This is a genomic window from Bradyrhizobium sp. AUGA SZCCT0182 (assembly GCF_018130185.1).
Lineage (GTDB): Bacteria > Pseudomonadota > Alphaproteobacteria > Rhizobiales > Xanthobacteraceae > Bradyrhizobium.
In genome coordinates this window covers 31,226-56,812 of sequence record NZ_JAFCLY010000050.1, presented here as the reverse complement: position 1 = coordinate 56,812, position 25,587 = coordinate 31,226, and the positions used below count along the sequence as shown (strand labels likewise).

The 25,587-nt window shown below is 63.4% G+C and carries 25 protein-coding genes; 16 read left to right on the top strand and 9 right to left on the bottom strand.

Annotated elements, in window-relative coordinates:
* Window positions 1-29 precede the first annotated feature (29 nt).
* From JQ611_RS35085 to JQ611_RS35040, 10 genes are all read left to right on the top strand, one after another.
* Complete coding sequence (locus JQ611_RS35085) at window positions 30-1,079, top strand: LysR family transcriptional regulator (RefSeq protein ID WP_212390433.1); 1,050 nt, start codon at window positions 30-32, stop codon at window positions 1,077-1,079.
* Between the two features lie 9 nt (window positions 1,080-1,088).
* The gene (locus tag JQ611_RS35080) at window positions 1,089-1,472 is read left to right on the top strand and encodes a hypothetical protein (protein ID WP_212269202.1); all 384 of its coding nucleotides are present in this window, start codon (window positions 1,089-1,091) and stop codon (window positions 1,470-1,472) included.
* A gap of 162 nt (window positions 1,473-1,634) precedes the next feature.
* Window positions 1,635-2,564: a DMT family transporter gene (locus tag JQ611_RS35075; RefSeq protein WP_212468025.1), complete on the top strand. Its 930-nt coding sequence runs from the start codon at window positions 1,635-1,637 to the stop codon at window positions 2,562-2,564.
* A gap of 76 nt (window positions 2,565-2,640) precedes the next feature.
* Window positions 2,641-3,441 carry an MlaD family protein gene (locus tag JQ611_RS35070; protein ID WP_212269204.1) on the top strand — a complete coding sequence of 267 codons (801 nt, stop codon included), beginning with the start codon at window positions 2,641-2,643 and terminating at the stop codon, window positions 3,439-3,441.
* Window positions 3,442-3,483: 42 nt separating this feature from the next.
* Window positions 3,484-4,701 carry an alpha-hydroxy acid oxidase gene (locus JQ611_RS35065; protein ID WP_312012336.1) on the top strand — a complete coding sequence of 406 codons (1,218 nt, stop codon included), beginning with the start codon at window positions 3,484-3,486 and terminating at the stop codon, window positions 4,699-4,701.
* Window positions 4,702-4,780: 79 nt separating this feature from the next.
* Window positions 4,781-5,737: an ABC transporter substrate-binding protein gene (locus JQ611_RS35060; RefSeq protein WP_212468024.1), complete on the top strand. Its 957-nt coding sequence runs from the start codon at window positions 4,781-4,783 to the stop codon at window positions 5,735-5,737.
* 201 nt (window positions 5,738-5,938) lie between these two features.
* On the top strand, window positions 5,939-6,235 hold the full coding sequence (locus JQ611_RS35055; protein ID WP_212468023.1) for an antibiotic biosynthesis monooxygenase: 297 nt from the start codon (window positions 5,939-5,941) through the stop codon (window positions 6,233-6,235).
* 200 nt (window positions 6,236-6,435) lie between these two features.
* Window positions 6,436-6,981 (top strand): TRAP transporter small permease, encoded by a 546-nt coding sequence (locus JQ611_RS35050; protein WP_212269206.1) that lies wholly within the window; start codon window positions 6,436-6,438, stop codon window positions 6,979-6,981.
* A gap of 1 nt (window position 6,982) precedes the next feature.
* A complete protein-coding gene (locus tag JQ611_RS35045) occupies window positions 6,983-8,290 on the top strand; it encodes a TRAP transporter large permease (protein ID WP_212468022.1) in 1,308 nt (435 codons plus the stop codon).
* Between the two features lie 41 nt (window positions 8,291-8,331).
* Complete coding sequence (locus JQ611_RS35040; RefSeq protein ID WP_212468021.1) at window positions 8,332-9,309, top strand: TRAP transporter substrate-binding protein; 978 nt, start codon at window positions 8,332-8,334, stop codon at window positions 9,307-9,309.
* Between the two features lie 67 nt (window positions 9,310-9,376).
* Here JQ611_RS35040 and JQ611_RS35035 read toward each other — a convergent pair whose 3' ends face one another.
* Window positions 9,377-9,799, bottom strand: a complete 423-nt coding sequence (locus JQ611_RS35035) for a DUF1330 domain-containing protein (RefSeq protein ID WP_212468020.1) — start codon at window positions 9,797-9,799, stop codon at window positions 9,377-9,379.
* A 131-nt stretch (window positions 9,800-9,930) separates the two neighbouring features.
* Between JQ611_RS35035 and JQ611_RS35030 the strand changes: the two genes are divergently transcribed.
* Window positions 9,931-10,866 carry a DMT family transporter gene (locus JQ611_RS35030; RefSeq protein WP_212269210.1) on the top strand — a complete coding sequence of 312 codons (936 nt, stop codon included), beginning with the start codon at window positions 9,931-9,933 and terminating at the stop codon, window positions 10,864-10,866.
* A 102-nt stretch (window positions 10,867-10,968) separates the two neighbouring features.
* A complete protein-coding gene (locus tag JQ611_RS35025) occupies window positions 10,969-11,946 on the top strand; it encodes a tripartite tricarboxylate transporter substrate binding protein (protein WP_212390437.1) in 978 nt (325 codons plus the stop codon).
* A 100-nt stretch (window positions 11,947-12,046) separates the two neighbouring features.
* On the opposite strand, the gene JQ611_RS35020 is transcribed toward JQ611_RS35025, so the two are convergent.
* On the bottom strand, window positions 12,047-13,393 hold the full coding sequence (locus JQ611_RS35020) for an amidase (protein WP_212468019.1): 1,347 nt from the start codon (window positions 13,391-13,393) through the stop codon (window positions 12,047-12,049).
* A gap of 136 nt (window positions 13,394-13,529) precedes the next feature.
* The gene (locus tag JQ611_RS35015) at window positions 13,530-15,215 is read right to left on the bottom strand and encodes a methyl-accepting chemotaxis protein (RefSeq protein WP_212269213.1); all 1,686 of its coding nucleotides are present in this window, start codon (window positions 15,213-15,215) and stop codon (window positions 13,530-13,532) included.
* A gap of 241 nt (window positions 15,216-15,456) precedes the next feature.
* On the opposite strand from JQ611_RS35015, the gene JQ611_RS35010 reads away from it, so the two are divergent.
* The 4 genes from JQ611_RS35010 (at window position 15,457) to JQ611_RS34995 (ending at window position 19,993) form a co-directional block, all read left to right on the top strand.
* Window positions 15,457-16,500: a C-terminal binding protein gene (locus JQ611_RS35010; protein WP_212269214.1), complete on the top strand. Its 1,044-nt coding sequence runs from the start codon at window positions 15,457-15,459 to the stop codon at window positions 16,498-16,500.
* Window positions 16,501-16,658: 158 nt separating this feature from the next.
* Complete coding sequence (locus tag JQ611_RS35005; protein ID WP_212269215.1) at window positions 16,659-17,999, top strand: ABC transporter substrate-binding protein; 1,341 nt, start codon at window positions 16,659-16,661, stop codon at window positions 17,997-17,999.
* A gap of 133 nt (window positions 18,000-18,132) precedes the next feature.
* Window positions 18,133-19,098: a carbohydrate ABC transporter permease gene (locus JQ611_RS35000; protein ID WP_192737598.1), complete on the top strand. Its 966-nt coding sequence runs from the start codon at window positions 18,133-18,135 to the stop codon at window positions 19,096-19,098.
* Complete coding sequence (locus tag JQ611_RS34995; protein WP_192737599.1) at window positions 19,091-19,993, top strand: carbohydrate ABC transporter permease; 903 nt, start codon at window positions 19,091-19,093, stop codon at window positions 19,991-19,993. Before JQ611_RS35000 ends, JQ611_RS34995 begins: the two co-directional genes overlap by 8 nt.
* 8 nt (window positions 19,994-20,001) lie before the next feature.
* Here the strand turns inward: JQ611_RS34995 and JQ611_RS34990 are convergent, their stop codons facing one another.
* The 6 genes from JQ611_RS34990 to JQ611_RS34965 all read right to left on the bottom strand — a co-directional run bounded on the left by JQ611_RS34990 (window position 20,002) and on the right by JQ611_RS34965 (window position 25,484).
* Entirely contained in the window at window positions 20,002-20,826 is an 825-nt protein-coding gene (locus JQ611_RS34990) for an energy transducer TonB (RefSeq protein WP_212390441.1), read from the bottom strand.
* 5 nt (window positions 20,827-20,831) lie between these two features.
* The gene (exbD, locus tag JQ611_RS34985; RefSeq protein ID WP_212269217.1) at window positions 20,832-21,281 is read right to left on the bottom strand and encodes a TonB system transport protein ExbD; all 450 of its coding nucleotides are present in this window, start codon (window positions 21,279-21,281) and stop codon (window positions 20,832-20,834) included.
* A 3-nt stretch (window positions 21,282-21,284) separates the two neighbouring features.
* On the bottom strand, window positions 21,285-22,079 hold the full coding sequence (exbB, locus tag JQ611_RS34980) for a tonB-system energizer ExbB (protein ID WP_212269218.1): 795 nt from the start codon (window positions 22,077-22,079) through the stop codon (window positions 21,285-21,287).
* A 32-nt stretch (window positions 22,080-22,111) separates the two neighbouring features.
* Window positions 22,112-22,627, bottom strand: coding sequence for a heme utilization cystosolic carrier protein HutX (gene hutX / locus JQ611_RS34975; RefSeq protein WP_212269219.1), 516 nt, complete (start codon window positions 22,625-22,627; stop codon window positions 22,112-22,114).
* Between the two features lie 13 nt (window positions 22,628-22,640).
* Entirely contained in the window at window positions 22,641-22,976 is a 336-nt protein-coding gene (locus tag JQ611_RS34970) for an antibiotic biosynthesis monooxygenase (protein ID WP_212207247.1), read from the bottom strand.
* 150 nt (window positions 22,977-23,126) lie between these two features.
* Entirely contained in the window at window positions 23,127-25,484 is a 2,358-nt protein-coding gene (locus JQ611_RS34965) for a TonB-dependent hemoglobin/transferrin/lactoferrin family receptor (protein ID WP_212468018.1), read from the bottom strand.
* Between the last annotated feature and the right edge of the window lie 103 nt (window positions 25,485-25,587).

The following is a 25,587-nucleotide window of genomic DNA, read 5'->3' as shown; positions in this document are numbered from 1 at the left end:
ATTAGAAGGCGACAAACGAGGCGATTTGTATGCACTCAGGTGAGCGCAGGGGCGCGCACAGCGGCGCGCACATGCCGGGACGAATGGCGAACTGGGATCTGGTCCGGATTTTCCTGGCCGTCGCCCGAACCGGAAGTTTCCGCGCCGCGGCTGCGGAGTTGAACATGTCCGCCAATTTCCTCAGCAAGCGCATTTCAGTCCTGGAGAATACATACAAGACGCCGCTGATGACCCGCCACGTCGACGGCATCAGGCTGACGCCGGAAGGCGAGGCGGTTCTGGACGCCGCCAAGCGGATGGAAGAGGCGTCCTTCGGGCTCGACCGCGCGCTAAGCCGGGCGACGCCGGCGCTCACCGGCGAGGTCCGGCTTGCTGTGACCGAGGGGCTCGGCACTTTCTGGCTGGCACCCCGGCTGGTCGAATTCCAGCGGGTCTACTCCGGACTGCTGGTCGATCTGAAATGCGAAATGCGATCGGCGGACGTGCTCCGGCTCGAAGCCGATGTCGCGGTGCAACTCGAGGAGCCCGCTAATCCCAACCTGAAGCGGGTCAAGATCGGCCGGCTTCACATCATGCCGTTCGTCAGTCCGTCCTATGTCGAAATCTACGGCATGCCGACAGACCTGAAGGACCTGCAGCAAAATCATCGCATGGTGATTCAGGACGCAGAGCAGACCAAAGGCAAGGAGATGTACGAACGGCATGCCGGACGCGAACAGCTCGGCTTTGTCGCGATGCGCAACAACGTCTCCAGCGCGCATGTCTGGGCCGTCTCCAAAGGCGCCGGCATCGGCTGGTTGCCGACCTACATACCGGCGATCGCCGGGCCCTTGATTCCGCTCGATCTCGGTGTCCAGTTTCCGCTCGACATCTGGCTCACCTACCATCCCGATGCGAAGCGGATTCCACGCGTCAAGCAATTGATCGACTGGACCATCCAGGCGTTCGACGGCCGCAAATATCCGTGGTTTCGGGATGAGTTTGTCCATCCCGACGATTTGCAGAAAACCTACAAGGGTGAGCCGCTGGTGAATCTGTTCGCTGGTTTCATGAAAGAATCACGGTCAAAGATTGGCTGAGCGAGACACATGAGCAAGTCGACCGACGGGCAAATCGATCAACTGGTGAAGGCAAGATGGCTCGCGCTCGGGCTTTCGCAGAACGATCTTGCGGAAGTACTCGCTGGCCAGCCGACGCCGAAAACCAACAACGGGTCGGGCCGCGTGAGCGTCGGCCGCCTGATGCAGGTGGCGGACGCGCTCGGTGTTTCCCACGATCTGTTCGAGGGCCTGTCGCCGTCGACCAAGCCGCAATCCGGTAACGCCAATGCCGATACGATGCAGGCGCTGCTCGAACTGCGTTTGCTGCGCGTGTTCCGCGAGCTGCAGGACGCCAATACCAAGCGGATGCTGATCCAGCTCGCCGAGCAGATCGTCAAGCGTCAGGCCGCGGGCCCCGACCAAGCGGGTTAACCGGAACGCCGCGCATCTCCCTCCGCGCATGGTCGCGATGCATCTGCCCCATTGATGAACGCGGCAAATCGGTGTCTGTGACACAGGCCGGGCGACCTTCTCCGGCCCGGCTTGCATCGCCGGGCGGGCCGCGGCGTCATGAACCGGGCCTTGTTTTTGCGAATGTCTGCTTCCGAACCCAACGCGCCCGCGCAGCCCGCGACCTGGATCGCCAACCAGCCTTATTTGTTGCTCAGCATCACCGCGCTGTGCTGGGCCGGCAACGCCATCGTCGGCCGCCTCGCCGCCGGGCATATCCCACCGGTGACGCTGTCGTTCCTGCGCTGGTCGTTCGCGTTCCTCATCATTCTTCCGTTTGCCTGGAAACATCTGGTGCATGACTGGGCCGCGATCCGCGGCCGCCTCGGCATCATGATCTTTCTGTCGATCACCGGCATCGGCGCCTTCAACACCCTGCAATATTGGGCGCTCGAACACACCCAGGCGCTCAACACGCTGCTGCTGCAGTCGGCCGGGCCGCTGATCGTCGCAGTGTGGTCGCTGGTCCTGTTCGGCATGCGGCTGACGCTGGCTCAGGCCGGCGGGGTTCTGCTGTCGCTGGCCGGCGTGCTCGTGATCCTGCTGCACGGCGATCTCACCACGCTCAAGAACATCGAGTTCAACAAAGGCGACCTCATCTTCATCGTGGCGCTGGCGATCTTCGGGCTTTATTCGGTGCTGTCGCTGAAACGCCCCGCCATCCACGGCCTGTCGTTCGTCGCCTTTACTTTCGGCGCTGGTGCTGCGTGCCTGATCCCGCTGTTCATCTGGGAACTGTTCGCGCGGCCCCTGATGCGGATCGACACCGCCAACCTGCTGACGCTGTTTTATGTGGCGCTGTTTCCCTCGACGCTGGCCTATCTCTGCTTCAATCGCGGCGTGCAGCTGATCGGCGCCAACCGCGCCGCCCCCTTCTTTCACGTGGTGCCGGTGTTCGGAACCGTGATGTCGATCGTCTTCCTCGGCGAGCACCCGCAGCCGTTCCACTTCTTGGGGTTTGCGCTGGTCCTGACCGGGGTTTTTGTGGCGTCGCGAAGGCCCGCGACCAGCTAGTTTTGGACAGCCTGGTTGCGGTGACTTGCCGCGCCAAATCCGCTATCACTCGGACCTGCTTCGCAGGATTTCACTGATGGCGCGCGCCAGCAATCTGATGATCGGGACCTTGACCCTGGCGCTGATCGCCGGGTCGCTCGGCTCGTTCCTTGGCTATCAGAAATTCGCCAGCAATAAGCAGAAGACGCCGTTCCGGGTGATCTTCGAGGGCTCCGCCTCCGGCCTGCGCCAGGGCGGCAGCGTGAATTTCGCAGGCGTGCGGGTCGGCGAAGTGGTGTCGATGCAACTGGACCATCCGCGCCGCGTCGTCGTGCTCACCATGATCGACGGCAACACCCCGGTACGCAGGGACACCCAGGTCGGCCTCGAATTCCAGGGCCTGACCGGCATCGCCGCGATCTCCTTTACCGGCGGCACGGTCGATCCGCCGCCGCTCGGCGCCGACGGCATTCCCGAACTGACCGCGGATCCCGAAGGACTGCTGGACATGCAGGAAAGAATCCGCGTCGCACTGCGCAACGTCGACAAGGTGATCGCCGACAATGAAGTCGCGGTGAAAGACACGCTACGCAATTTCGAAACATTCACGGCTTCGCTCTCTGGCAGTGGCGAGCGGATCAGCAGCATCATCGGCACCGCCGATGCAGGTATCAGTTCCGTCGACAGCGCCCTGACCAAGACCACGGATTTCCTCGGCGGGCTTGGCAGCGACAAATATGGCGGCGAACTGCTGCCGACCGTGATTTCGATGCGCGAACTGATCGTAAGCTTCGACAAGAAGTCCGACACGGCGCTGAAAGAAGCCCGGAAAATGCTGATCGATCTCAGCCAGTCCATCAACAATAGCAAGTTTGCCGCGCCCCCCGCCAGGCGATAGCGTATTGCCCGATAATAAACCAAGAACAGGGACTGCTCCGCCGTGCTCGATAAATCCGCTGGCCTGACCGCTCCGCCGCCGACCGTGACCCGCGCCACGAGCGAGGTGCCGCGCGCCTTGAAACGCTATCTCTCGCTCGACGATTTCGAAGCGACGGCGCGGCGCCGGATTCCGAAATTCCTCTATGGCTATATCGCCGGCGGCGCCGAGACCGACGCCGCGGTCCGCGACAACCGCGCAGCCTTTGACGAATATGGTTTCGTGCCGCGCGTGCTCAACGACGTCTCCGGCCGCGACCAGACCACGACGCTGTTCGGCAAGACCTACGCCTCGCCGTTCGGCATTCCGCCGATGGGCTCCTCGGCGCTGTGCGCCTACCGCGGCGACATCGTGCTGACGCGGGCGGCGGCCGCCGAAAACGTGCCGATGATTCTCTCCGCCTCCTCGCTGATCACGCTGGAGGACGTGCGCCGGGAAAATCCGGCCGCCTGGTACCAGGCCTATCTGGCGGGCCTGCCCGCCCGTATCGAGCCCCTGGTCGACCGCGTCGCCGCGGCCGGCTACGACACGTTCGTCGTCACCGCCGACGTGCCGGTGCCGCCCAACCGCGAGAACAACATCCGCAACGGCTTTCAGGTGCCGCTGGCGATCACGCCGCGCGTCGCCTGGGATACGGCAACCCATCCGCACTGGCTGTTCGGCACGTGGCTGCGCACCGTGAAGAACCACGGCATGCCGCATTTCGAGAACATGGACGCGCAGCGCGGCCCGCCGGTGCTGGCCAAGAATCTGATGCGCAACATCGGCGCCCGCGACCAGCTGGCCTGGAAGCATGTCGAACTGATCCGCAAGCGCTGGAAGGGCAAGCTCGTCGTCAAGGGACTGGTCTCGCCCACTGACGCCCGGATCGCGCGCGAGAGCGGCGTCGATGGCGTGATGCTCTCCAACCATGGAGGTCGCCAGCTCGACTACACGATGTCGGGCCTGCGCACGCTGCCGGAGATTGCGGCCGAGGCGAAAGGCATGACGGTTATGGTCGACGGCGGCATCCGCCGCGGCACCGACGTGATCAAGGCGTTGGCGCTCGGCGCCCATTTCGTCTGGGTCGGCCGTCCCTTCCTCTATGCTGCGATCGCCGGCGGCGAGGCCGGCGTGCAGCGCGCCATCAGTCTGCTCCATGCCGAGATCGACCGCGACCTCGCGCTGCTCGGCATCCGCAGCATCAGCGAGATCACGCCGGATCTGGTACGAAAGTTCTAGGGCCGGTTCTGAGACGTGCTCGCTCATGACGGAGAGTTCGATGGCGGCGTTATTGCATCGGCGGGACTTCGCCAGGGCTTTGGCCGGATCGGCGCTGTGGCCGCTCGCAGCACATGGGCAGAAGTCGGTAATTCCGCGCGTTGGCATTGTCTGGATTGCTTCCCGATCGGAGGTAGCGCCGTTTCAGGAGGCGTTCCGCCAGGGGCTGCGTGAGCTGGGCTATGTCGAGGGCGAGACGATCGCAATCGAGGCACGCTTCGCGGAGGGAAAGGTCGAGCTTGCGCCCGGCATTGCCGAAGAGCTGGTGCGGCTCAAGGTCGATGTCATCGTGGCGCCCTCCGCGACGGTCCTGCGGCTCCTGAAGCAGGCGACCACGACGATCCCCATCGTGATGGCGAACGTGTCCGATCCTGTTGGGTTCGGGTTCGTCGCGAGCCTTCAGCGGCCCGGCGGAACCATCACCGGCTTTTCCAACCTGATGGTCGAGCAAGTCGGCAAGAACGTCGAATTGTGCAAGGAGGCCATTCCCGGCCTGTCCCGGCTTGCTGTACTCGTAAACCCGGCAGTCCTCGATGCGACGCTCGTGTTGAAGGAGGTGCAGGCGGCGGCCCCGGCCCTGGGCTTCACCGTCCACCCGGTGGAGGCACGCCAGCCCAACGACCTCGAAGGCGCCGTCGCGCAAGCGCGGGAACAAGCCAACGGGCTCCTGGTGTCGACGATCGAGGGCATGTTCTTCGTGAACCGCGTCCAGATCATCGAGGCAGCCGCCAGGCACCGGCTGCCGGCGGTGTTTGCTGCACCGCCGTTCGGACTTGCCAGCGCAGGTGCGCTGCTGGCCTACGGCGCCAACACGCCGGACATGCTTCGGCGCGCCGCCAGCTACGTCGACAGGATCGTGAAGGGCGCGAAGCCCGCCGATCTTCCGGTCCAGCAACCGACAAAGTTTGAGCTTGGGGTCAACCTGAAGACCGCAAAGGCGCTCGGTCTGAGCATTCCTCCATCGATCCTTGTGCGCGCCGACGAGGTGATTGAATGAGAGTTGAGAAGCGCCGTCCCGAGCAATCGGCCGCGGGACCAACCAAAGAGGCGCAAGGTCAGCAGGTCAGACGAGTTCAGGACATTCTCGCATTGCAGGCATAGGACTGCTCGCGGCGGCGGGTCAGGGACCCTATTGTATTGCGCAACCGTGTGCAGGCTGGGTATCCTCGGCCCCCTCAAAGGCGAGGGGAGAAGGCCGATGACCGCTTTCAATACGGTGCGTTTCCGAGTGAAACCAGGACGCGATCAGGAGTTTCTGGATGCCCACAAGAACGTTGAAGCGACGTGGCCGGGCCTGACGCACGCCAACATCATCAAGTCCGGCGACCGCTCCTACTGCATTATCGCCGAGTGGAAAGACATGGACGCGTGCGTCGCGGCGCGGCCGAACATGATCGCGACCCTCAATTCCTTCCGCGATACGCTCGAAGACCTCGGCGGCGGTCTCGGCGTCACCGATCCGGCGGCGGGTGAGGTCGTGCTGGCGCTGAAATAGTTCGTGGCGGTCCTCTTCGGCATTCCCAGAACGTCCCATTGACGGCTCTGAACAACTCGGAAACCCTGCCCGCGCTTCCGGGATTGACTTCAGTCGCCCGTTTCGAGCACGGCTGACGGGCATTTCCGGCCGGGACGGTTGGCTGAAATGGTACGTCTATTGCTTCCGGGCAATCTGCGCGTGAGGGGAAAGAACACACGATGATCCGCCTGCTTCTCGATCGGCTCTATTTGTTCTCCGGCTATCTCGCCGGACTTTTCCTGATTGCGATTTTCGTGCTGATGATGCTGCTGTCGGCCGGCCGGCCGCTCGGCATCAACATTCCGGCAGGCGATGATTTCATCTCCTGGTGCATGGCGGCGACGGCCTTCCTCGGGCTCGCCCATACGTTCAAGCACGGCGAGATGATCCGCGTCGGTCTTTTGATCGACCGCCTCAGCGACAGCGTCCGCCACTATGTGGAGATCGCCGCGCTCTTCGTCGGCACCGGCTTCATCGGCTTTTTCGCCTGGCACGCTTCGGTCATGACCTGGCAGTCGTGGAAATTTTTCGACATTTCGCAAGGCGTCATCGCGGTGCCGCTGTGGATCCCGCAGCTCGGCTACAGCGGCGGCCTCGTGATTCTCTTCATCGCCTTTGTCGATGAGCTGATCCACGTCCTGCGCGGTTTTCCGCCGCGCTACGAATTGCCGAAACCAAAGAGCGCCGAAGAGATCGTCGAGCGCGCCATGCAGAGCGGGGTCTGACATGGAGCTGCTCTCGATCGCCGCCATCCTGCTGGGATTTCTTGCGCTGCTGCTCGGTGCCGGCGTCTGGATCGGCGTCGCCTTGATGGCGACGGGATGGGCCGGCATGCAATTCGCCGGCGGCGCCATTCCGGCGGGCAGCGTGCTGGCGACAACGGTGTGGGGCAACAGCGCGTCGTGGTCGCTGGCAGCCTTGCCGCTCTTCATCTGGATGGGCGAAATTCTGTTCCGCACGCGGCTCTCGGAGGAAATGTTTCGTGGATTTGCGCCGTGGCTGAACTGGCTGCCGGGCCGGCTGATGCACGTCAACGTGCTCGCCTGCGGCGTGTTCGGCTCGGTCTCTGGATCATCGGCAGCGACCTGCGCCACGGTAGCCAAGATCGCGCTGCCCGAACTTAAGAAACGCGGCTATGACGAAGGCCTGAGCCTCGGCTCGCTGGCCGGCGCCGGCACGCTCGGCATTCTGATCCCGCCGTCGATCACCATGGTGGTCTACGCCGTGCAGGCCAACGTCTCCATCATTCAGGTCTTCCTCGCCGGCTTTCTGCCGGGCTTGCTGGTGATGGCGCTTTACTCCGGCTACATCGCCGTCTGGTCGCTTGCCAATCCGAAGCGCACGCCGCGGGCCGACCCGCCGATGAGCTTTCGCAAGCGCATCTCGGAATCACTCAATCTGTTCCCTTGTCTGCTGCTGATCGCTTTCGTCTTTCTGTCGTTGCTGATGGGCTGGGCGACGGCGACGGAATGTGCGGCCTGGGGCGTCCTGGGATCGCTCGCGATCGCGTGGTGGCAGGGCGCGCTGACCTGGCAGGCGTTCTGGGCCAGCGTCATGGGCGCAACGCGGGTCAATTGCATGATCCTGCTGATCCTGGCGGGCGCCTCCTACATGGGCACGTCGATGGCCTATACCGGCATCCCGCTGGCGCTGGCGAACTGGGTGAACGGTCTCCAGCTCAGTCCCTATGCGCTGATCGCGGCGCTCACCGTGATGTACATCGTGCTCGGCACGGCCCTCGACGGCATTTCCATGATCGTGCTAACCACCGCCATCGTCATTCCGATGGTGAAGCAGGCCGGCTTCGATCTCATCTGGTTCGGCATTTTCCTGGTGCTGGTGGTGGAAATGGCTGAAGTCTCTCCGCCCGTCGGCTTCAACCTGTTCGTGTTGCAGACCATGAGCGGCAAGGATTCCAACACCGTCGCCAAGGCGGCCCTGCCGTTCTTCTTTTTGCTCGTTCTGGCGGTTGCCATCATCACGGTGTTTCCTGATATCGTGATGCTGCTGCCGCGGATAGCGTTCCCTGGCTAGAGAAAGGTATTGTCATGTTGAGGCTTGTTAAGACGTGCGCAATGGCTGCCGGCGTCGCGGCGCTTGCGATTTCCGCAACGCTCGTTCCCGCGCTTATCACTCCCGCAATGGCGCAGACGAAATGGAATCTTCCGGCGGCCTATCCGGCGGACAATCCGCATTCGGTCAATCTGATCGCGTTTGCCAAGGACGTCGGCGACGCCACCGGCGGCAAGCTGCAGATCACCGTGCATGCGGCAGCGTCGCTGTTCAAGGCGCCGGAAATCAAGCGCGCGGTCGCAACCGGTCAGGCGCAGGCGGGCGAAGTACTGATCTCGCTGCATGAGAACGAGGACCCGCTGTTCGGCGTCGATGTCGTCCCGTTCCTGGCGACGAGCTATCCGGCGGCCAAGAAGCTGTGGCTGGCGTCGAAACCCGCTGTCGAAAAGAAGCTCGCGTCGCAGGGGCTGATGCTGCTGTTCGCGGTGCCGTGGGGTCCGCAGGGCATCTATGCCAAGAAGGACCTCAACACCGTGGAGGATATGAAAGGCCTGAAGTGGCGCGCCTATAATGTCGGGACCTCGCGCATCGCCGAACTCGTCGGCGCGCAGCCCATCACCATCCAGGCAGCGGAATTGCCGCAGGCGCTGGCGACCGGCGTCGTCAACGCGTTCATGACCTCGGGCTCGACCGGCTACGACAGCAAGGCCTGGGAAACCATGACGCACTTCTACGATACACAGGCCTGGATTCCGAAGAACGTCACCTTCGTGAACAAGGCGGCGTTCGACGCGCTCGACAAGCCGACGCAGGAAGCGATCCTCAAGGCGGCGGCGGTCGCCGAAGAACGCGGCTGGAAGCTCGCCGAAGAAAAGGCGAAGTGGTATCTCGAGCAGCTTCAGGCGAACAAGATGAGGGTGCTGCCGCCGCCTGCCGCGCTGAAGTCCGGCCTCGAGAAAATCGGCGAGCAGCTGACGGCCGACTGGTCGAAGAAGGCCGGCGCCGACGGTGAAGCCGTGGTCGCCGCCTATAAGAAGTAGGACGAATAGCGCTTGATAGCGAACGCCGTCATGCCCGGCCTTGTGCCGGGCATTTTACGTTCTTCGCTCAGACTCTCGGGGATGGCGACGCCCCAATCCCGAACTTGCTGTACGCCTCATTCGTACAAATGATCACATGCTCGGCGCAGCCATTGTGGCGGTGCGGATCGCAGCGGTTTTCGTAATCCGCGGACGTCATCATGTCGATGAAGGCCGAGACGTCGGGATAGTACACCAGCGCCAGGTAATCCCACTGATTGCCCTCCTGCGCGCCGAGCGCGACCGCCTTGGCGTCGCCGGTCCATAGCAGCGTGCCGCCGCGCGCCTTGATCATCGGCACGGTAAGCGCGCTGTAGCGCAAATAGGCATCCCACCCTGACCCGTCACCGTCGAGCGAGCGCTCACGGAAGCGCATCAGATTGACCATCACGACCGGCCCCTGATGCGCCAGCTCCTTGAGACCCCTGACATTCAACAGATCGACGCCCATAACTTGCTCCTAAATGACTTGCTCCCGGCCAGCTCAGACGAATTCAGGACATTGTAGCATTCCAGCCATAGTAGCATTGCAGACTCGGGACTTGTCGCGCGGCGAAAATCCGGCACAACTCCCGCGAGACCATGACCAGCCCCGCGCCACTGCCGCCCGCCCGCGATCCGGTCGGCTGGCTCAACAACCAGCCTTACGTCCTGCTGACCCTGACTTCGCTGTTCTGGGCGGGTAACATCGTGCTGGCGCGGCATGTCGGCGACCACGTGCCGCCGATCACGCTGACCACCATCCGCTGGTTCGGCGTCTTCCTGATCCTGCTGCCGTTCGCCTGGCCGCATCTCAAGCGCGACTGGAAGGTTTTGCGCGCCCATCTGCCGCTGATGCTGTTCCTCTCGCTGATCGGCTTTGCCTACAACAACGCGATTTCCTGGTGGGCGATGCAATACACCCAGGCGCTGAACGCGCTGCTGATCCAGTCGTCCGGCCCGCTGTTCGTGGCGATGTGGTCGCTGGTCCTGTTCGGGGTGCGGCTGACCGGCGCGCAGCTGGCCGGCATTGCGCTTTCGCTGATCGGCGTCCTGACCATCATCCTGCGCGGCGATTTCGGAGCGCTCGCCAGCATCAGCTTCAACAAGGGCGACGTGATGTTTGGCTCATCGCTGGTGTCGTTCGGGCTTTACTCGGCGCTGATGCTGCGCCGCCCGGTGACGCATCAATTGTCGCTGATCTCCTTCACCACCTGCTGCGGCGCGATGATGCTGGTGCCGTTCTCGGTCTGGGAGTTTTCGACCGGTGCCGTGCTGAAATTCGATTTCCTGACGCTGGCGACGCTGGCCTATGTCCTGATTTTTCCTTCGACGCTGGCCTACACGTTCTTCAACCGCGGCATCGCGCTGATCGGGCCGAACCGCGCCGCGCCGTTCTTCCATCTGGTGCCGGTGTTCGGCTCGGCGATGGCGATCCTGCTGCTCGGCGAGCAGTTGCGGCTGTTTCACCTGGTCGGCTATGCGCTGGTGCTGGCCGGCGTCGTGATCGCATCGCGGCGGGCTTCGAGCCGGGCATGAAACCCTTGCGGCCGGATGTAGCGCCTAGCCGCCTTCCGCTTTCGCTCCGGGCAGGCTAGCTTGCCCGCCAACCGTCAATAAACCCACCGAGGAAACGACCTTATGATCGCTTTTTTGCAACGATACCGGCGCATTGCAGTGCTAACGCCTTTGATGCTGGCGCTGGCATCAGCGGCTTCCGCGCAGGCCCCCTATCCGAACCGCAACATCACGCTGGTGCTGCCGTTCGCCGCCGGCAGCGGCACCGACACCACGACGCGGATCATCTCCAAGGAACTCGGCACCGCGCTCGGCGTCGGCATGGTGATCGAGAACAAGGCGGGCGCCAATGGTTCGATCGCGGCGAGCTATGTCGCCCGTTCGGCACCGGACGGCTACACACTGTTCGTGACGACCAACACCACGCATTCGGCCAATCCGTATCTGCTGAAGACCATGAGCTACGATCCGATCAAGGATTTCACGCCGATCGCGCGGACCGGCGACCTGCCCTTCATGCTGGTGATCCATCCCGACATTCCCGCCAATTCGGTCGCCGAACTGATTGCGCTGGCGAAGAAGGAGCCGGGCAAATACTCCTACGCCAGCGGCAGTTCGTCGGCGATCGTCTCCGGCGCGACGTTTGCCCGCCTCGCCGGCATCGACCTGCTGCACGTCCCCTACAAGAGTTCGCCGCCGGCGCTGACCGACGTGATCGCCGGCCGCGTCTCGATGATGTTCATCGACGTCCTGACCGGATTGCCGCATGTCAACGGCAAGGCACTGAAGTCGCTGGCCGTCACCACCAAAAAACCCTCCGCCCTGCTGCCGCACCTGCCCACCATGGACGCCACGGTGAAGGGTTTCGACATCAGCTCATGGCAGGGCTATTTCGGCCCGGCCAATATGCCGAAGGACATGGTCACCAGGCTGAACGCGGAAATCCGCAAGATCGTCGAGCGGCCGGACACCAAGAGCCAGCTCGCCGAGCGCGGCATGGAGGCCTTCTCGAGCACGCCGGAAGAGTTCGACGCGTTCCTGAAGGAGCAGCTGGTGCTGTGGGAAAAGCTGATCGCCGACGCGGGGATCGAGAAGCAGTAGGGGGTAGATCGTAGGGTGGGCAAAGGCGCATCGCGCCGTGCCCACCATCTACCGACGGACCGTGATCTGGATTGGTGGGCACGCTTGCGCTTTGCCCACCCTACGAAGCGAGGCCGGTCGGAATACCTGGCTCGAAGCCCAAAGCGCCTTCAATCCATTTCGCGACCCGCAGCATACGATGATCGCTCAGATACGGGCCGACGATTTGAAGGCCGAGCGGAAGACCATTCTTGCCGAATCCGGCCGGAAGGGTGACGGCCGGCACGCCGAGCAAGGTCCACGGCGCGCAATATTCCGCGTCGCCGGTATAGTGCAGGCCGCGCGGGGCTTCGCCAAACGCAGGCAATGTCAGCACGGCATCATAGCCCGACATTTCCGAAGTCAGCCTGTGGCGCCAGGCATCCTGGAACGCCTTGGCCGCAAGGTAGCCGGTCGCCGAATGAGCCTTGCCGCTCTCGACGAGCGACTTCAGATGATCACTGGTACGGTCCGGATAATTTGCGACGAGATCGGCGAATATCAGGGCAGCCTCGCTCGACAGGATGCAATTGATCGTCGTCCAGTTCGCGTCGTCGAGTTCGGATAATTCAAGTTCCTCCAGAATGGCGCCCTCGCCACGCAATTTGTCGATTGCAGCGTCGAACACCTTCTGCTGTTCGCCTTCAACGCGCGACCATTTCGCAAAACGCACGACGGCAAGGCGCGGCTTGTTCAGTGGCGGCAGACCGGTGTCGATCTCGACGGTAAAGGCAGGCAACGGCCGGCCATGGAGATCGCGATCGCTCGAGCCGGCCAGATGCGACAATGCGAACGCGACATCATCGACCCGCCGGGCAAAGAAGCCGACATGGTCAAGCGACGGGCTGAGCGGATGCACGCCGATGCGAGGGATGGCGCCGAAACTCGGCTTGAATCCGACGATGCCGTTGAACGCGGCGGGCCGGATGATCGAACCGAGGGTCTGGGTGCCGAGCGCCAGCGGCACCAGTCCCGCGGCAACGGCGGCCGCCGAACCTGACGAAGATCCGCCCGGCGTATGCTCGCGATTCCAGGGGTTGACCGTCGGTCCCGGATGCCGCCAGGCGAATTCGGTCGATACCGTCTTGCCGAAGATCGTCGCGCCGAGATTGCGCAACCGCTCGACCACCCAGGCATTTGCGGCTGGAACCTGACCGGCATAGACGGGCGAACCGTTCGTCGTCGGCATATCCGATGTGGCGATGATATCCTTGATCGCCACCGGAATGCCCGAGAGCGGGCCTGGCCGCCGCGCGGTATCGACAGGCAGGTATTCAAACGCTCTCAGCGCGGGCTCGAGGGCTTTCGCCTTCTGCAGGCACAAGGCCGCATATTCGTCCGCCATTGGCTGGCTGTCGCCAAATAGACGCAGAAGCTCAAGAACCCCTGCTTCCGAATTGGATACGGGACGCGCGCGTCGATCGGTCATGCCAGCTTCCGGGAAAAATTAGCTCAAGACGGCAGAATAGCAGGCCCGCCCCCGGTCCAAAAGCATCATGCCCGGGACATCGCGAAGGCGCGCTTCGCGAAATCCCGGGCATGAAGAGATTAGCGCCGAGAACTGGTTACGCCGCCCGGACCTTGACGAGGAATTCGTCGACCGCGTTGCGCAGCATGCCGGATTGATTGTCGAGCTCGCGCGCGTTCGAGAGCACGTCGGACGCCGCCTTGCCGGTGGCTGCCGCCGCCGTGGTGACGCCGCCGATATGGGCGCTGATCTCGCTCGATCCCGCCGCCACTGACTGGATGTTGCGCGCGATCTCGCGTGTCGCGTCGCCCTGCTGTTCGATCGACGTCGAGATGCTCACGGTGATCTCGCTCATCTGCGCGATGGTTTCGGTGATGCCGCCGATCGAGGAGACCGCCTCGCTGGTGGAAGCCTGCATCGCCGCGACCTGGGCCGAGATTTCCTCGGTCGCCTTCGCGGTCTGGTTGGCCAAAGCCTTCACTTCGGAGGCGACGACCGCAAAGCCGCGGCCGGAGTCACCGGCGCGCGCCGCTTCGATCGTCGCATTGAGCGCCAGCAGATTGGTTTGAGCAGCGATCGAGTGGATCAGTTTGACGACCTCGCCGATCTTCTCGGCACCCGTGGAGAGCGCCTGGACGGTGGAGTTGGTGCGCTCGGCATCGCCGACCGCCTTGCTGGCGATGTCGCTGGAACGCGCCACTTGGCGGGCGATCTCGGCCACCGAGCTCGACAGCTCTTCGGCTGCGGCCGCGACCGTGCCGACATTGTTCGACGAACTTTCCGATGCCGCGCCAACCGTGGCAGCGCGCGCACTGGCGTCGCTGGCGGTCGCCGTCATCGATTGCGCCGTGCTCTGCATGCCGGTGGCGGCTGTCGATACCGAGCGGACGATGCCGTTGACGCTGCGCTCGAAATCGCTGGCGATGTTCTCCATCGCGTTGCGGCGTTCGGCTGCAGCGCGCGCCTGTGTCGCCGCTTCGGCCTGTTCGAGGCCGCGGATCCGCACCGCGTTGTCCTTGAAGATCTGCACGGTTGCCGCCATCGCACCGACCTCGTCGCCGCGCCCGAGCCCGGGAATTTCACCGTCGAGCTTGCCGTCGGCCAGCGCCTGCATGCGGGCGCCGAGTTCGCCGAGCGGCTTTGAGATGCTGCGACCGATCATCCAGGCGATGCTGCCCGCGATCACGCCGATGCCGAGAATGGCGAGCCCCAGCAGCCACGCGATCGGCTTCAGCTTGGCATCGAGATCGTCGAGATAGGCGCCGGTGCCGACATACATGTCGAAGCCGGGGACCGCCACCGCGTAGCCCATCTTGCGGATCGGCTTTTCCTCGCCGGGCTTCATATATTCGTAGGTGAGCAGGATCGAACCGTTGGCCTTGACGCCATCCATCAGTTCCTGGGAAAGTTTTCGGCCGTTGGTCACCACGTCCATGCGGTTGGTGCCGACCTGCGCCGGATTGGGCGCCATGATGGTGATGCCGTTATAGGCGGTGCCGAACAGATAGCCGGCGCCCTTGTCGTAGGTCAGGGTGTTTCCGCGCTTGCCGAACTCGGCGATGGCCGCTTCCTTGGTCATCTGGCCGGCATCGACCTGCTTCTTCAGGCCGGCGGCCATGTTGAGCGCCATATCGACGATCGCCCTGGTCTGGTCGATGCGCGCGTTCAGCATCTCGCGCTGCATCAGGTAGCCCGCGAGCACGCCGGCGGCGCACAGGCCGAGCAGCGTCACCCCCACCAAGATACCGAGCTTGGGGGTGATCTTCAGATTTGAAAGCTTCACAGGGGAATCTCCGGGGAATGCGCAGGGGACGCGATTGGCGAATTGATTCGCCGCACGTTATCGTGCGAGCCTTTAGCGCTTTGTTACGAAGCCTCTCCGTAGAAGCCCCGACATGCAAAAAACATTGGTCTCTATGCGCCGGGATTGTGCGAGAAACTGATCAGGGCGCGTAAAATTCGGGAGGCAACGGCGAGCTGCCGCGGCCATAATCAACACCGAACGGTCAAATCGGGAGCAGGAAATGTCAAAATTCAGGGTGCTGACGCCGAAAGGCGCGAGTTTCACGGTCGCCGGCGGCGGCTACAACTATGAAATGGAGGCGCTGGACCCGATCGGGGCCGAAATCATCGAGGCGCCGGCCAACGAGGCGGAATTCATCGCTGCCGCCCGCACCGCCGATGCCATCTACGCCAAGGGCATGCGGATCTCGAAAACGGTCATCGACGCCCTCGATAATTGCAAGGTCATCACGCTCGGCAGCGTCGGGGTCGACAGCGTCGACGTCAAAGCCGCTACCGCCCGCGGCATCCCCGTCACCAACATCCCCGACACCTTCATCGAGGAGGTCGCCGACCACGCCATGATGCTGCTGCTCTCGGGCTTCCGCCGCCTGGTCGAGCAGGACAAGATGGTCCGCACCGGCCGCTGGTCCGAAGGTCGGCCCCAGCTTTTGAAGATTCCGCGGCTGATGGGGCAGACGCTCGGCTTCATCTCGTTCGGCCGGGTGGCCCGCGCGGTCGCCAAGCGCGCAGCCCCGTTTGGCCTGCGGATGATCGCCTATGACCCCTTCATCCAGGAAACCCTGATTTCCGACCATGGCGTGCTCCCGGCGACCCTGTCGGAGGTGCTGTCGCAGTCGGATTTCCTGTCGATGCACGCACCGGCACGGCCGGAGGTGCATCACATGCTGGGCGAGAAGCACTTCAAGCAGATGAAGAAGAGCGCAATCTTCATCAATACCGGCCGCGGCGCCACCGTGAACGAGGAAGCGCTGATCAAGGCGCTGCAGGAGGGCTGGATCGCGCATGCCGCCCTCGACGTGCTGGAAACCGAGCCGCCGTCGCACAACAACCCGATGCTCTCGATGGAAAACGTCACGCTGACGGCGCATGTCGCCTCGGCATCGGCACGTTTCGACGAAGCGCGCAAGCGCCGTGTGGGCTACGAATTGTCACTGGTGCTGTCCGGAATGTGGCCGGTAAGCTGCGTCAATCCGTCGGTGCTGCAAAACACCTCGCTTCGTCGCTGGCAGCCCGTCAGCATGGATCGCGGTCCCAACAGCTAGGACGGCCGAACGCGTCGTCGGGCGAAGCGGAGAACGGTCCGCGCCCGGGAAAACGCACCGGGAAGAAAACACTACCCTTCGGTTCCGCTGGGAACCGGAGGCCGCGAAGTTCATCGGCGATCAACGCCGGGAGCAGGAAAAACAGGGAGACGATTATAATGAAGAACGATATTACCCGCCGCGACGCGCTGGTATTGGGCGTTTCCGCCGCCGCGCTCGCCGCAACCGGCGCATCGGCGCAATCGCCCATCAAGGCCGCCGATGTTCCGGTGCCCAAGTTTGCGATCGAAAAAGGCGCCTCCTTGCGCATGCTGCGCCCGGTTCGCTTCGTGCAGGCCGACGAGGACGTGTTCCGCGCCAATGCCGCCAAGTTCACCAAGGAGACCGGGGTCGAGGTCAAGGTCGACTTCGTCGGTTGGGAAGACATCAATCAGCAGACCGCGGTGACCTCGAATTCCGGCGCCGGTCCGGACATGATCATCGGCTTCTCCGACGCGCCGCACATTTACGTCGACAAACTGGTCGAACTGAGCGACGTCGCCGATTACCTCGGCAAGCGCTACGGCGGCTGGCTGCCGCTGGCGCAGACGTACGGCAAGCGCAGCAAGAGCAGTGCCTGGATCGGATTGCCGTTCGGCGCGACCGCCGGCCCCCTGATCTACCGCAAGTCGATCCTGAAGTCGGTCGGGTACGACACAGTCCCGGAAGATCACGCCGGAATTCTCGAACTGTGCCAGAAGCTGCAGAAGGCCGGCAAGCCGGCCGGCTTCGCGCTCGGCAACGCCAAGGGCGACGGCAACGGCTTTGCCAACTGGGTACTGTGGTCGCATAACGCTGCCCTGCTCGATGAATCCGGTAACATCGTCATCAACAGCAAGGAGACCATCGCGGCGCTGAAATGGGTCAAGGAACTGTACGCGACCTTCATCGCCGGCACACCGTCGTGGAACGACGTGAGCAACAACCGCGCCTACTCCGCGCAGGAAATCTCGCTGACCGCCAACGGCGTCTCGCTGTATTTCTCGCTGAAGAACGATCCGGCGACCAAGGCGATCGCCGAGGACAGCGAGCATCAATTGCTGCCGAAGGGCAATGCCAAGATTTCGCCGATGGCGGGCCTGACACTGAACGCGATGCTGTTCAAGCACAGCCAGTACCCCAACGCCGCCAAGGCCTTCCTGACATTCATGCTGGAAAAGGACCAGTACGAACCGTGGCTCAACGCCAACTCCGGCTACTGGTCGCAACCGCTGGCCGCCTACGCCGAAGCCAAGGTCTGGTCCGAGGATCCCAAGGTCGCGATCTTCAAGAACACCATGCAGAGCACGTATTACGACGGCTACAAGGGCCCGATCACGACCGCAACGGGTGCTGTCAACGCCGATTACGTGCTGGTGCAGATGTGCGCAGCGGTTGCGACCGGCGCCTCGACGCCGGAAACCGCCGCCGCTGAGGCGGAGCAGCGTGCGAAGCGTTACTTCCGGCGCCAGGAGCGGTAACGCCGTCGCTGCAGAAGTAAAATTCCGTCATTCCGGGATGGTGCGCGAGCACCAGACCCGGAATCTCGAGATTCCGGGTTCGATGCTTCGCATCGCCCCGGAATGACACTGACCAAGTCGGGACAACCATCTAATGTCTGTGACGACCCTACCTTCTCGACCTCGACGCATCATTGAGCAGCGGCAACCGGGCTGGATCGTGCGCCTGTTCGACTACAAGCCGTTCCTGATCGTGATGTGCCTTGCGCCGGCGATCGGCCTCTTGGCGGTGTTCCTCACCTACCCGCTCGGCCTCGGCGTCTGGCTCGCCTTCACCGACACCACCATCGGCCAGCGCGGCGTCTTCATCGGTCTGGAGAACTTCCAGTATTTGCTGAAGGATCCCTTGTGGTGGAACGCGGTGTTCTACAGCGTGTTCTACACCGCGGTCGCGACCATCGGAAAATTTGCGCTCGGCTTCTGGCTGGCGCTGCTGCTCAACAACCACTTCCCGCTCAAGAGCCTGCTCCGCGCCATCATCCTGCTGCCGTGGATCGTGCCGACGGTGCTGTCGGCGCTGGCGTTCTGGTGGATCTACGACCCGCAATTCTCGATCATTTCCTATTTGCTGGTCGACGTGCTGCACGTCCGCACCACAAACATCGACTTCCTCGGCACGCCGTGGCCGGCGCGGTTCTCGCTGATCGTCGCCAACATCTGGCGCGGCATTCCGTTCGTGGCGATCTCGCTGCTGGCGGGCCTGCAGACCATCTCGCCCTCGCTCTATGAGGCGGCGATGCTGGACGGCGCCACCGCCTGGCAGCGCTTCCGCTTCATCACGCTGCCGATGATGATGCCCATTCTAGCCATCGTGATGACCTTCTCGATCATCTTCACCTTCACCGACTTCCAGCTGGTCTACGCCATTACCCGTGGCGGGCCGGTCAATTCGACGCATCTCTTGGCAACGCTGGCGTTCCAGCGCGGCATCGCCGGCGGCGAGCTCGGCGAGGGTGCGGCAATCGCGGTGTCGATGATCCCGTTCCTGGTTTTCGCGACGTTGTTCAGCTACTTCGGCCTCGCCCGCCGCAAATGGCAGCAAGGAGAAGCCAATGACTGACGTAGCCGCCTCACCGGGCAACAGCAATGTCGCCAGCGCCACGCCGGATACGATGTCGTGGGATTCGCGGGCGCGGCGGGTGATGATGATCTATCTGCCGCTGTCCTGCTTCGTGCTGATCCTGCTGTTCCCGTTCTACTGGATGGCGATCACCTCGTTCAAACCGAACGCGGAACTTCTGAACTACAAGGAGCACAACCCGTTCTGGATCACCTCGCCGACGATCGCCCACATCAAGCATTTGCTGTTCAATACCGCGTATCCGACCTGGCTGAAGACCACGATGTTCGTGGCGGTTGGTTCGACCTTCCTGTCGCTGTTCGCCTCGACGCTGGCCGCTTATGCGATCGAACGGCTGCGCTTCCGCGGCAGCCCTTACGTGGGCCTTGGCATCTACCTCGCCTATCTGGTGCCGCCCTCGATCCTGTTCATTCCGCTGGCCACCGTGATCGTGCAATTCGGCCTGTTCGACTCGCCGATGGCGCTGATCCTGGTGTATCCGACCTTCCTGGTGCCGTTCTGCACCTGGCTCCTGATCGGCTACTTCAAGTCGATCCCCTATGAGCTGGAGGAATGCGCGCTGGTCGATGGCGCGACGCGGCTGCAGATCCTGCGGCGGATCACGCTGCCGCTGGCGGTGCCCGGCCTGATCTCGGCCGGCATCTTCTCGTTCACGCTGTCCTGGAACGAGTTCATCTACGCGCTGGCCTTCATCCAGAGCGGCGCCAACAAGACCGTTCCCGTCGCGATCCTGACCGAACTCGTCACCGGCGACGTCTATCAGTGGGGCGCGCTGATGGCGGGCTCGCTGCTCGGCTCGCTGCCGGTCGCGCTGTTCTACTCGCTGTTCGTCGACTATTACGTCTCGTCGCTGACCGGCGCGGTGAAGGAATAGACGACCGATTATCTGACCGTAAACGCCACAGGGATCGTGAAGCTGATCGATCCCTGCTGGATTTCGGGCGGGATCGGGGGAAATGGGGAAGCCTGACGAATCATCGCCGAGGCCTGCGCGTCGAGCGCGGCAACGCCCGACGATCCGCTGAGGCGGCCTCCGCTGACCTGTCCGCCCCGGCTCACCGTAAAGGACAGCCGCGCGACGCCGCGCTGGCCGTTGGCGCCCGACGGGTACTGGTGGAAACGCATCAGATGCGCGCGGACGCGCTGATTATAGGATGCGAGCGCCGAGGCCGATGCACCGGCGCTGGCCGCGGAGGCGGCCTGGGCCTGACGTTCAACACGGGGCGGCGCCGCGGTGCGCGGCGCGGGTGTCGCCTGGTTCGGCTTCTTCGCGTCGGGTCGGACCACCTTTGGCTTGACCGGTGTCGGCGTGGCGGTCGGGACGGGCTTGGCGGGCTCGGCCGCCGGCTTCATTTCCACCTTCTGCTCGGGCGGCGCCACCACCTCGGGCTTCTCCTGCGGCGGGGTCGGCGCGATCTGCTCCTCGACCACCTCCTGCTGCTTGACCGGCTCCGGCGGCGAGGCGTCGGCCTGCTCCATCAGCTGGTCAGGGGCGCGCTCCAGCTCAGTCGATTGCGGCGCCGCCGATACCGGCGACATGTCCACCATGATCGCAGGCAAGGTAGCGCCCGGCGGCGGCCGCTGCGTGTACCAGGTCATGAACAGCGCGATCAGCGCGGCATGCGCTGCGAGGATCGCAATGCTCGACGTGCCCCAGCGCCGCACCCCGGCGTGATCAGTGGCGTCATGCAGCGCGAACGCATTCATGGCGGTCAGGTACGTCCGTCGAGGCCGACCAGCGCGACCTTGAGATAGCCGGCGTTGCGCAGCAGGTTCATCACCTCCATCAGGTCGCCATAGCTGACCGCCTTGTCGGCGCGCAGATAGATCCGCTCGTCCTTGCGGCCCCTGGTGGCGCCATCGAGCGTCGCGGTCAGCGTGTCGCGCGCGATGATGTCCTCGCCGACCGCGACCGACAGGTCCGGCTTCACCGTGACGAACACCGGCTTGTCCGGACGCGGCGCCGGTTCGACCGCGCTGGCGGGCAGATCGACGCCGAGGTCGACGGTGGCAAGCGGCGCGGCGACCATGAAGATGATCAGCAGCACCAGCATCACGTCGATGAACGGCGTGACATTGATCTCGTGATTCTCGGCCAGATCGTCGTCGCCGCCGCGCGACCGGCCGCCGAAGCTTGCGCGTGTGCCCAATCTAGCGCCCATGATTCACTCCGCGGCGCGCGCCAGCCGGAACGAGCCGCGATCGCCCTCGCGGCTGATCAGCAGCATGACCATGACAGAGGCGTCGCCAAGCAGCGCACGGTGGGCCGAGATCGTGCGCGTCAGATGGTTGTAGATCACCACCGCGGGGATGGCCGCCACCAGCCCCAGCGCGGTCGCCAGCAGCGCCTCGGCGATGCCGGGCGCGACCACCGCGAGATTGGTGGTGTGGGCTTCGGAAATGCCGATGAAGGCATTCATGATGCCCCACACCGTGCCGAACAGGCCGACGAACGGCGCGGTGGCGCCGATGGTCGCGAGCACGCCGGTGCCGCGCGCGATCTGCCGCGACATCGCGGCCTCGACCCGCTCCAGCCGCAGCGCGATCCGCTCCTTGAAACCGTCATCGGCGATGCCGCCGGAAAGGCTGGCTTCGCGCGCCGCGGACTGCACGATCTGCGCCACCGCGTCGCCGCCGCCACGGCACTGCTTCTCGACGTCGGCGAGCACCGTATCGGCCTCGAGCAGGGAGATCCGCCGCCTGGCGGTCGCGGTCTTGCGCCTGACCTCGAGCGTTTTCGCCAGCCAGATCGTCCAGGTCACCAGCGAGGCAAACGCCAGTCCGACCATCACGGCTTGCACCACGATGTCGGCGTTGACGAACATGTTCCATGGCGAAAGATTTCGCGGCAGTAGTGCGGTATCAGTTGCGGCAAGCGCCGCCCCCGGGCATGCTACCACGCCAGCGCCGAACAAGGCCGCCAGCCTACCGATCGCCGATCTGAGCACATTCTGCTGCATGATTACCTCCCGGCTGACAACAACGCGGTTGGCTAGGCCGCCTTTGCCGAAGCAAGGCTGTCGGCGAGCGACTGAAAACGCTTCAGCTGATCGCCGCGCAACGCGCGGGTCTCGTCGCGGCCGACAAACACCTTGAACATGATGCCGCCATCGACATTGATGAAGGCGACGAAGGCCGATGCCTTGCCCATGAAGGGGCGCTCGACAAAGGCGACCGCGTCGCAGCGTTCATGCCTGAGATGGCCGTGCAATCCCTTCGGCTGCATCAGGTTGAAATAGCCGCGGCCGACCTCGCCCGCCGGGATGGCGCCGGTGAACTCGAAAATCGCATCGCTGGTATGGACGATCAGCGTCACGTCGCCCCATTGCGCGATGTCCTGCATCGCGGCGGCGAAATGGCTGCCGGCACCGATGCGGACCATCGTCCCGGGCAGCGCCTCGATCACCGCGCGCGGCGTGACGTTGCGCTCGCGCGCAACGTCCTCGATCACGGCGCCCGGATTTTCCGCCATATACGCCTTGAGATCGGCGTTCTGCGTGCTCGACATGCAGGCCTCCCGGTCAGGCGGCGGCGCTGGTTTTGCGCTCGGACTGGATCACCTCAAAGCCTTCGAACTTGGGATGGCCGAGGTACAGGCTTTCGCCGGTCTTGTTGTCGGCGCGGGCGTGGGCGCGGCGGAACTCTTCCGAGCGGGTCCAGGCCTCGAATGCGGCCTTGTCGACCCAGGTGGTGTGCGACGAATACAGCGTGTGGTCGTCGGCTACCGGACCCTTGAGCAGATGGAATTCGACGAAGCCGGCCATGTTGCCGAGATAGGACTCCCGCGTCGCCCACACCGTCTCGAAAGCCTGCTCCTGGCCCAACTTCACCTGAAACCTGTTCATCGCGATAAACATGGAAATCTCCTTGGTTGTCGTCGTAGCCGGTTTGGCCCCGATCATATCGTAACGCAGAAATGCTCCGAGGCCGCGCTGGGACATCAGCACGGTCCGGAGCCTTGATGGCGGCAATCTCTTAAACAAGAGCGCCGGTTGTTCTTACTCCGATCAGGTGCCTCCGAAATGATATTTGAGACCGCCCTTGAAGACCATTCCAGGACCCGCACTCGCCCATTTCACGTCGTTCTGCGTGTCGCCGGTGCTGCCGACCGGGATGGCGTAAGGCCGGTAGTACGTGTTGAAGATATTCTCGGCAGAGAGGTTGAGGACTAGGTCGGGCGTCGGCTTGTATTGAAGATACAGGTTGACGAGATCGTACGACGTTGCCGGCGTATAGGTCACCGGAATGTCCCTGTTTGCCTTCGCCGACGTCCACATCACGGAGACCACCAGCTTATTCTCGAGGAATCTTAAACCAGCCGTTGTCGTGATTTTCTGCGGCGGGACGCTGTACAAACCGAGATTCGTCTGAAGATTCTTGCCTTCCTGGAAGGTTCCGGCGACCCCGAGGAACCAGAGTTGGGCGTCATACATGGCCTCGGCCTCGAAACCATGGATCCTGGCCCTCGCAACGTTCTGGTACTGCAGGAACGGGAAGAAACTACCAAAGCCCGGAACGACGACCGGCGTTCCGAACGCAACCTGATCGATGTAGTCGGTAATATCGTTGCGGAAGAAGTTGAACTTGCCGCGGATGCTGTCGCCGGCAACCAGATTGAAGCCGATTTCCTTGGTCTTACCGACCTCGGGCCGCAGGTTCGGATTGGGCACGAAGCAGAATGTCGAATCGGCGCCGGGACCCGGCGTGCCCGACGGACAGCGGAAGAACGAGTCTTGCGGGGTGGCGCCGGCATGCGGGCCGTTGACGAGCGTCTCGGTGATCGACGGCGCGCGGTAGCCTTCAGCATAGCTGACATAGGGCGTCACCACGGCCAGGGGCATCAGGCCGACCGTGATCTTCGGCGACAAGCGGTCGCCGCTGGAGGACGTCGTCCCCGATTCCAGCTTGTAATTGTCGTAACGCAGAGCGCCCACCACTTCGAGCATCGAGGTGTAGTTGGCCTTCCACTGCACGAAGCCGCCGGACACCGTGCGCCGGCCGCCCGGAGTCGTAACCTCGGAGGTTCCGCGAAGGTCTTCGGTCGATACCTTGTCCTGGAACGCATCGAGCCCGTAGGTAACGGCGTGACGCCAGTCATAGGTCTCGAAACGTGTCGTGTTGTGAACGTCGACACCGACAGTGTCGAGCAGATATCCACGGTTGCTGCCGATACAGCCGGAGACCGCATTTCCGGGGACTCCGCCGCAATAGGTCGATGCCGTCGTGGTCGTATGTCCCGTCTTGATCTGGTCGTTGTCGGTGCGGTTCCAGTAGACCTTCGCGTCCCAATCGAACCACTTGTCCTCAGGCTTCGAATATTTCCAGCCGAGCGTGGTGGTGTAGTTCTTCACGTTGGTCGCGTAGATCGACGTTCCGTTGAGGTTGTTGGTGCCGTTCGCATTGGTCGAATTAGGATCACCGGCGCGGCGCGGCGGCTGGCCGACGCTGTAGATATTCTCCTGGAATATCGCCCCGAGCTTGACCTCGTGCCCGTCGGCCGGGCGCACCGTCAGCTTGCCGATACCGCTGTTGAGACGGTTTCCGGTATTGGCAACCTCATAGCCGGTGCCGTCCTTGTAGTTCTCCTGCGTGCTGTAGGTGCCGCCGGCAAATACATCAACGTTCGGGTTGACGTGAACGCCGCCGAAGATCGAACCCATCGCACGGCCGTAGTTGGTTCCAAGAATCGTCTTGGCATCCACGCCCCAGCGCTCGCCCGGCCGCACCACGTCTTCGATGTCCTTGGTGCGGAACGAGGCCACGCCGCCGATCGCACCGGAGCCGTAGATATTCGCGGTCGGGCCGCGCACGATATCGATTCCGGCGATCAGTTCGGGATTGAGGAAGAACGAGCCGTTCGCAAAATGGCCGGTGCGCTGATAATTCTGCCGGGCGCCGTCGACCACCACGGCGACACGGCCGAAATCCTGCAGGCCGCGAATGTTGATTGCGGTGGACGGCTCATCGCCGCGATTCTGTACCCAGACGCCGGGGATATTGTAGAGGAGATCGCCGACCGTAGAGGCCTGACGCCCCTGGATCTGTTCGAGCGTCACGACGCTGACCGGCGCCAGCGCGTCGATCGCGCGCTCTTCGGTCTTCGATGCCGCAACCGTGATGGTATCGAGCGACTGCACCGGTGCGCGGCCGACCTGCGCGTACGCATTCAACACCGGCGCGCTTGCCTGCTGCTCCGCTTGCGGTTTGGCGGGCTTGCGCTTGGCCTGTTTTTTCCGCTCCGATGGACGACCGGTCTCCTGCGTGTCCGCGGTCTGCGCAACCGCGGCATCGCCCATCAGCAATGCAAATGACACCACCGACGCACCCAAAAGAAGGGCGCGCGGATACCTAGCCCCGTCAGCCATAACAACCCCAACCTGTTATCTATTTCTCGGGTCTGGCTGGCGGGCGCTACGCGACGTGCGAGCTGCTTGCTGGCTACCACTTTTCGAACGCGGGCTCCCCCGC

What these genes read in the sequence shown, in the direction of transcription:
- JQ611_RS35080 (WP_212269202.1), top strand. Translation starts at nt 1,089, where the DNA reads ATGAGCAAGTCGACCGACGGGCAAATCGATCAACTGGTGAAGGCAAGA.
- JQ611_RS35050 (WP_212269206.1), top strand. Translation starts at nt 6,436, where the DNA reads ATGATCCGCCTGCTTCTCGATCGGCTCTATTTGTTCTCCGGCTATCTC.
- JQ611_RS35025 (WP_212390437.1), top strand. Translation starts at nt 10,969, where the DNA reads ATGATCGCTTTTTTGCAACGATACCGGCGCATTGCAGTGCTAACGCCT.
- JQ611_RS34990 (WP_212390441.1), bottom strand. Translation starts at nt 20,826, where the DNA reads ATGAATGCGTTCGCGCTGCATGACGCCACTGATCACGCCGGGGTGCGG.
- JQ611_RS35070 (WP_212269204.1), top strand. Translation starts at nt 2,641, where the DNA reads ATGGCGCGCGCCAGCAATCTGATGATCGGGACCTTGACCCTGGCGCTG.
- JQ611_RS35040 (WP_212468021.1), top strand. Translation starts at nt 8,332, where the DNA reads ATGGCTGCCGGCGTCGCGGCGCTTGCGATTTCCGCAACGCTCGTTCCC.
- JQ611_RS35000 (WP_192737598.1), top strand. Translation starts at nt 18,133, where the DNA reads ATGTCTGTGACGACCCTACCTTCTCGACCTCGACGCATCATTGAGCAG.
- exbB (WP_212269218.1), bottom strand. Translation starts at nt 22,079, where the DNA reads ATGCAGCAGAATGTGCTCAGATCGGCGATCGGTAGGCTGGCGGCCTTG.
- JQ611_RS34965 (WP_212468018.1), bottom strand. Translation starts at nt 25,484, where the DNA reads ATGGCTGACGGGGCTAGGTATCCGCGCGCCCTTCTTTTGGGTGCGTCG.
- JQ611_RS34970 (WP_212207247.1), bottom strand. Translation starts at nt 22,976, where the DNA reads ATGTTTATCGCGATGAACAGGTTTCAGGTGAAGTTGGGCCAGGAGCAG.
- JQ611_RS35005 (WP_212269215.1), top strand. Translation starts at nt 16,659, where the DNA reads ATGAAGAACGATATTACCCGCCGCGACGCGCTGGTATTGGGCGTTTCC.
- JQ611_RS35075 (WP_212468025.1), top strand. Translation starts at nt 1,635, where the DNA reads ATGTCTGCTTCCGAACCCAACGCGCCCGCGCAGCCCGCGACCTGGATC.
- JQ611_RS35085 (WP_212390433.1), top strand. Translation starts at nt 30, where the DNA reads ATGCACTCAGGTGAGCGCAGGGGCGCGCACAGCGGCGCGCACATGCCG.
- JQ611_RS34995 (WP_192737599.1), top strand. Translation starts at nt 19,091, where the DNA reads ATGACTGACGTAGCCGCCTCACCGGGCAACAGCAATGTCGCCAGCGCC.
- JQ611_RS35010 (WP_212269214.1), top strand. Translation starts at nt 15,457, where the DNA reads ATGTCAAAATTCAGGGTGCTGACGCCGAAAGGCGCGAGTTTCACGGTC.
- JQ611_RS35030 (WP_212269210.1), top strand. Translation starts at nt 9,931, where the DNA reads ATGACCAGCCCCGCGCCACTGCCGCCCGCCCGCGATCCGGTCGGCTGG.
- exbD (WP_212269217.1), bottom strand. Translation starts at nt 21,281, where the DNA reads ATGGGCGCTAGATTGGGCACACGCGCAAGCTTCGGCGGCCGGTCGCGC.
- JQ611_RS35035 (WP_212468020.1), bottom strand. Translation starts at nt 9,799, where the DNA reads ATGGGCGTCGATCTGTTGAATGTCAGGGGTCTCAAGGAGCTGGCGCAT.
- JQ611_RS35020 (WP_212468019.1), bottom strand. Translation starts at nt 13,393, where the DNA reads ATGACCGATCGACGCGCGCGTCCCGTATCCAATTCGGAAGCAGGGGTT.
- JQ611_RS35055 (WP_212468023.1), top strand. Translation starts at nt 5,939, where the DNA reads ATGACCGCTTTCAATACGGTGCGTTTCCGAGTGAAACCAGGACGCGAT.
- hutX (WP_212269219.1), bottom strand. Translation starts at nt 22,627, where the DNA reads ATGTCGAGCACGCAGAACGCCGATCTCAAGGCGTATATGGCGGAAAAT.
- JQ611_RS35045 (WP_212468022.1), top strand. Translation starts at nt 6,983, where the DNA reads ATGGAGCTGCTCTCGATCGCCGCCATCCTGCTGGGATTTCTTGCGCTG.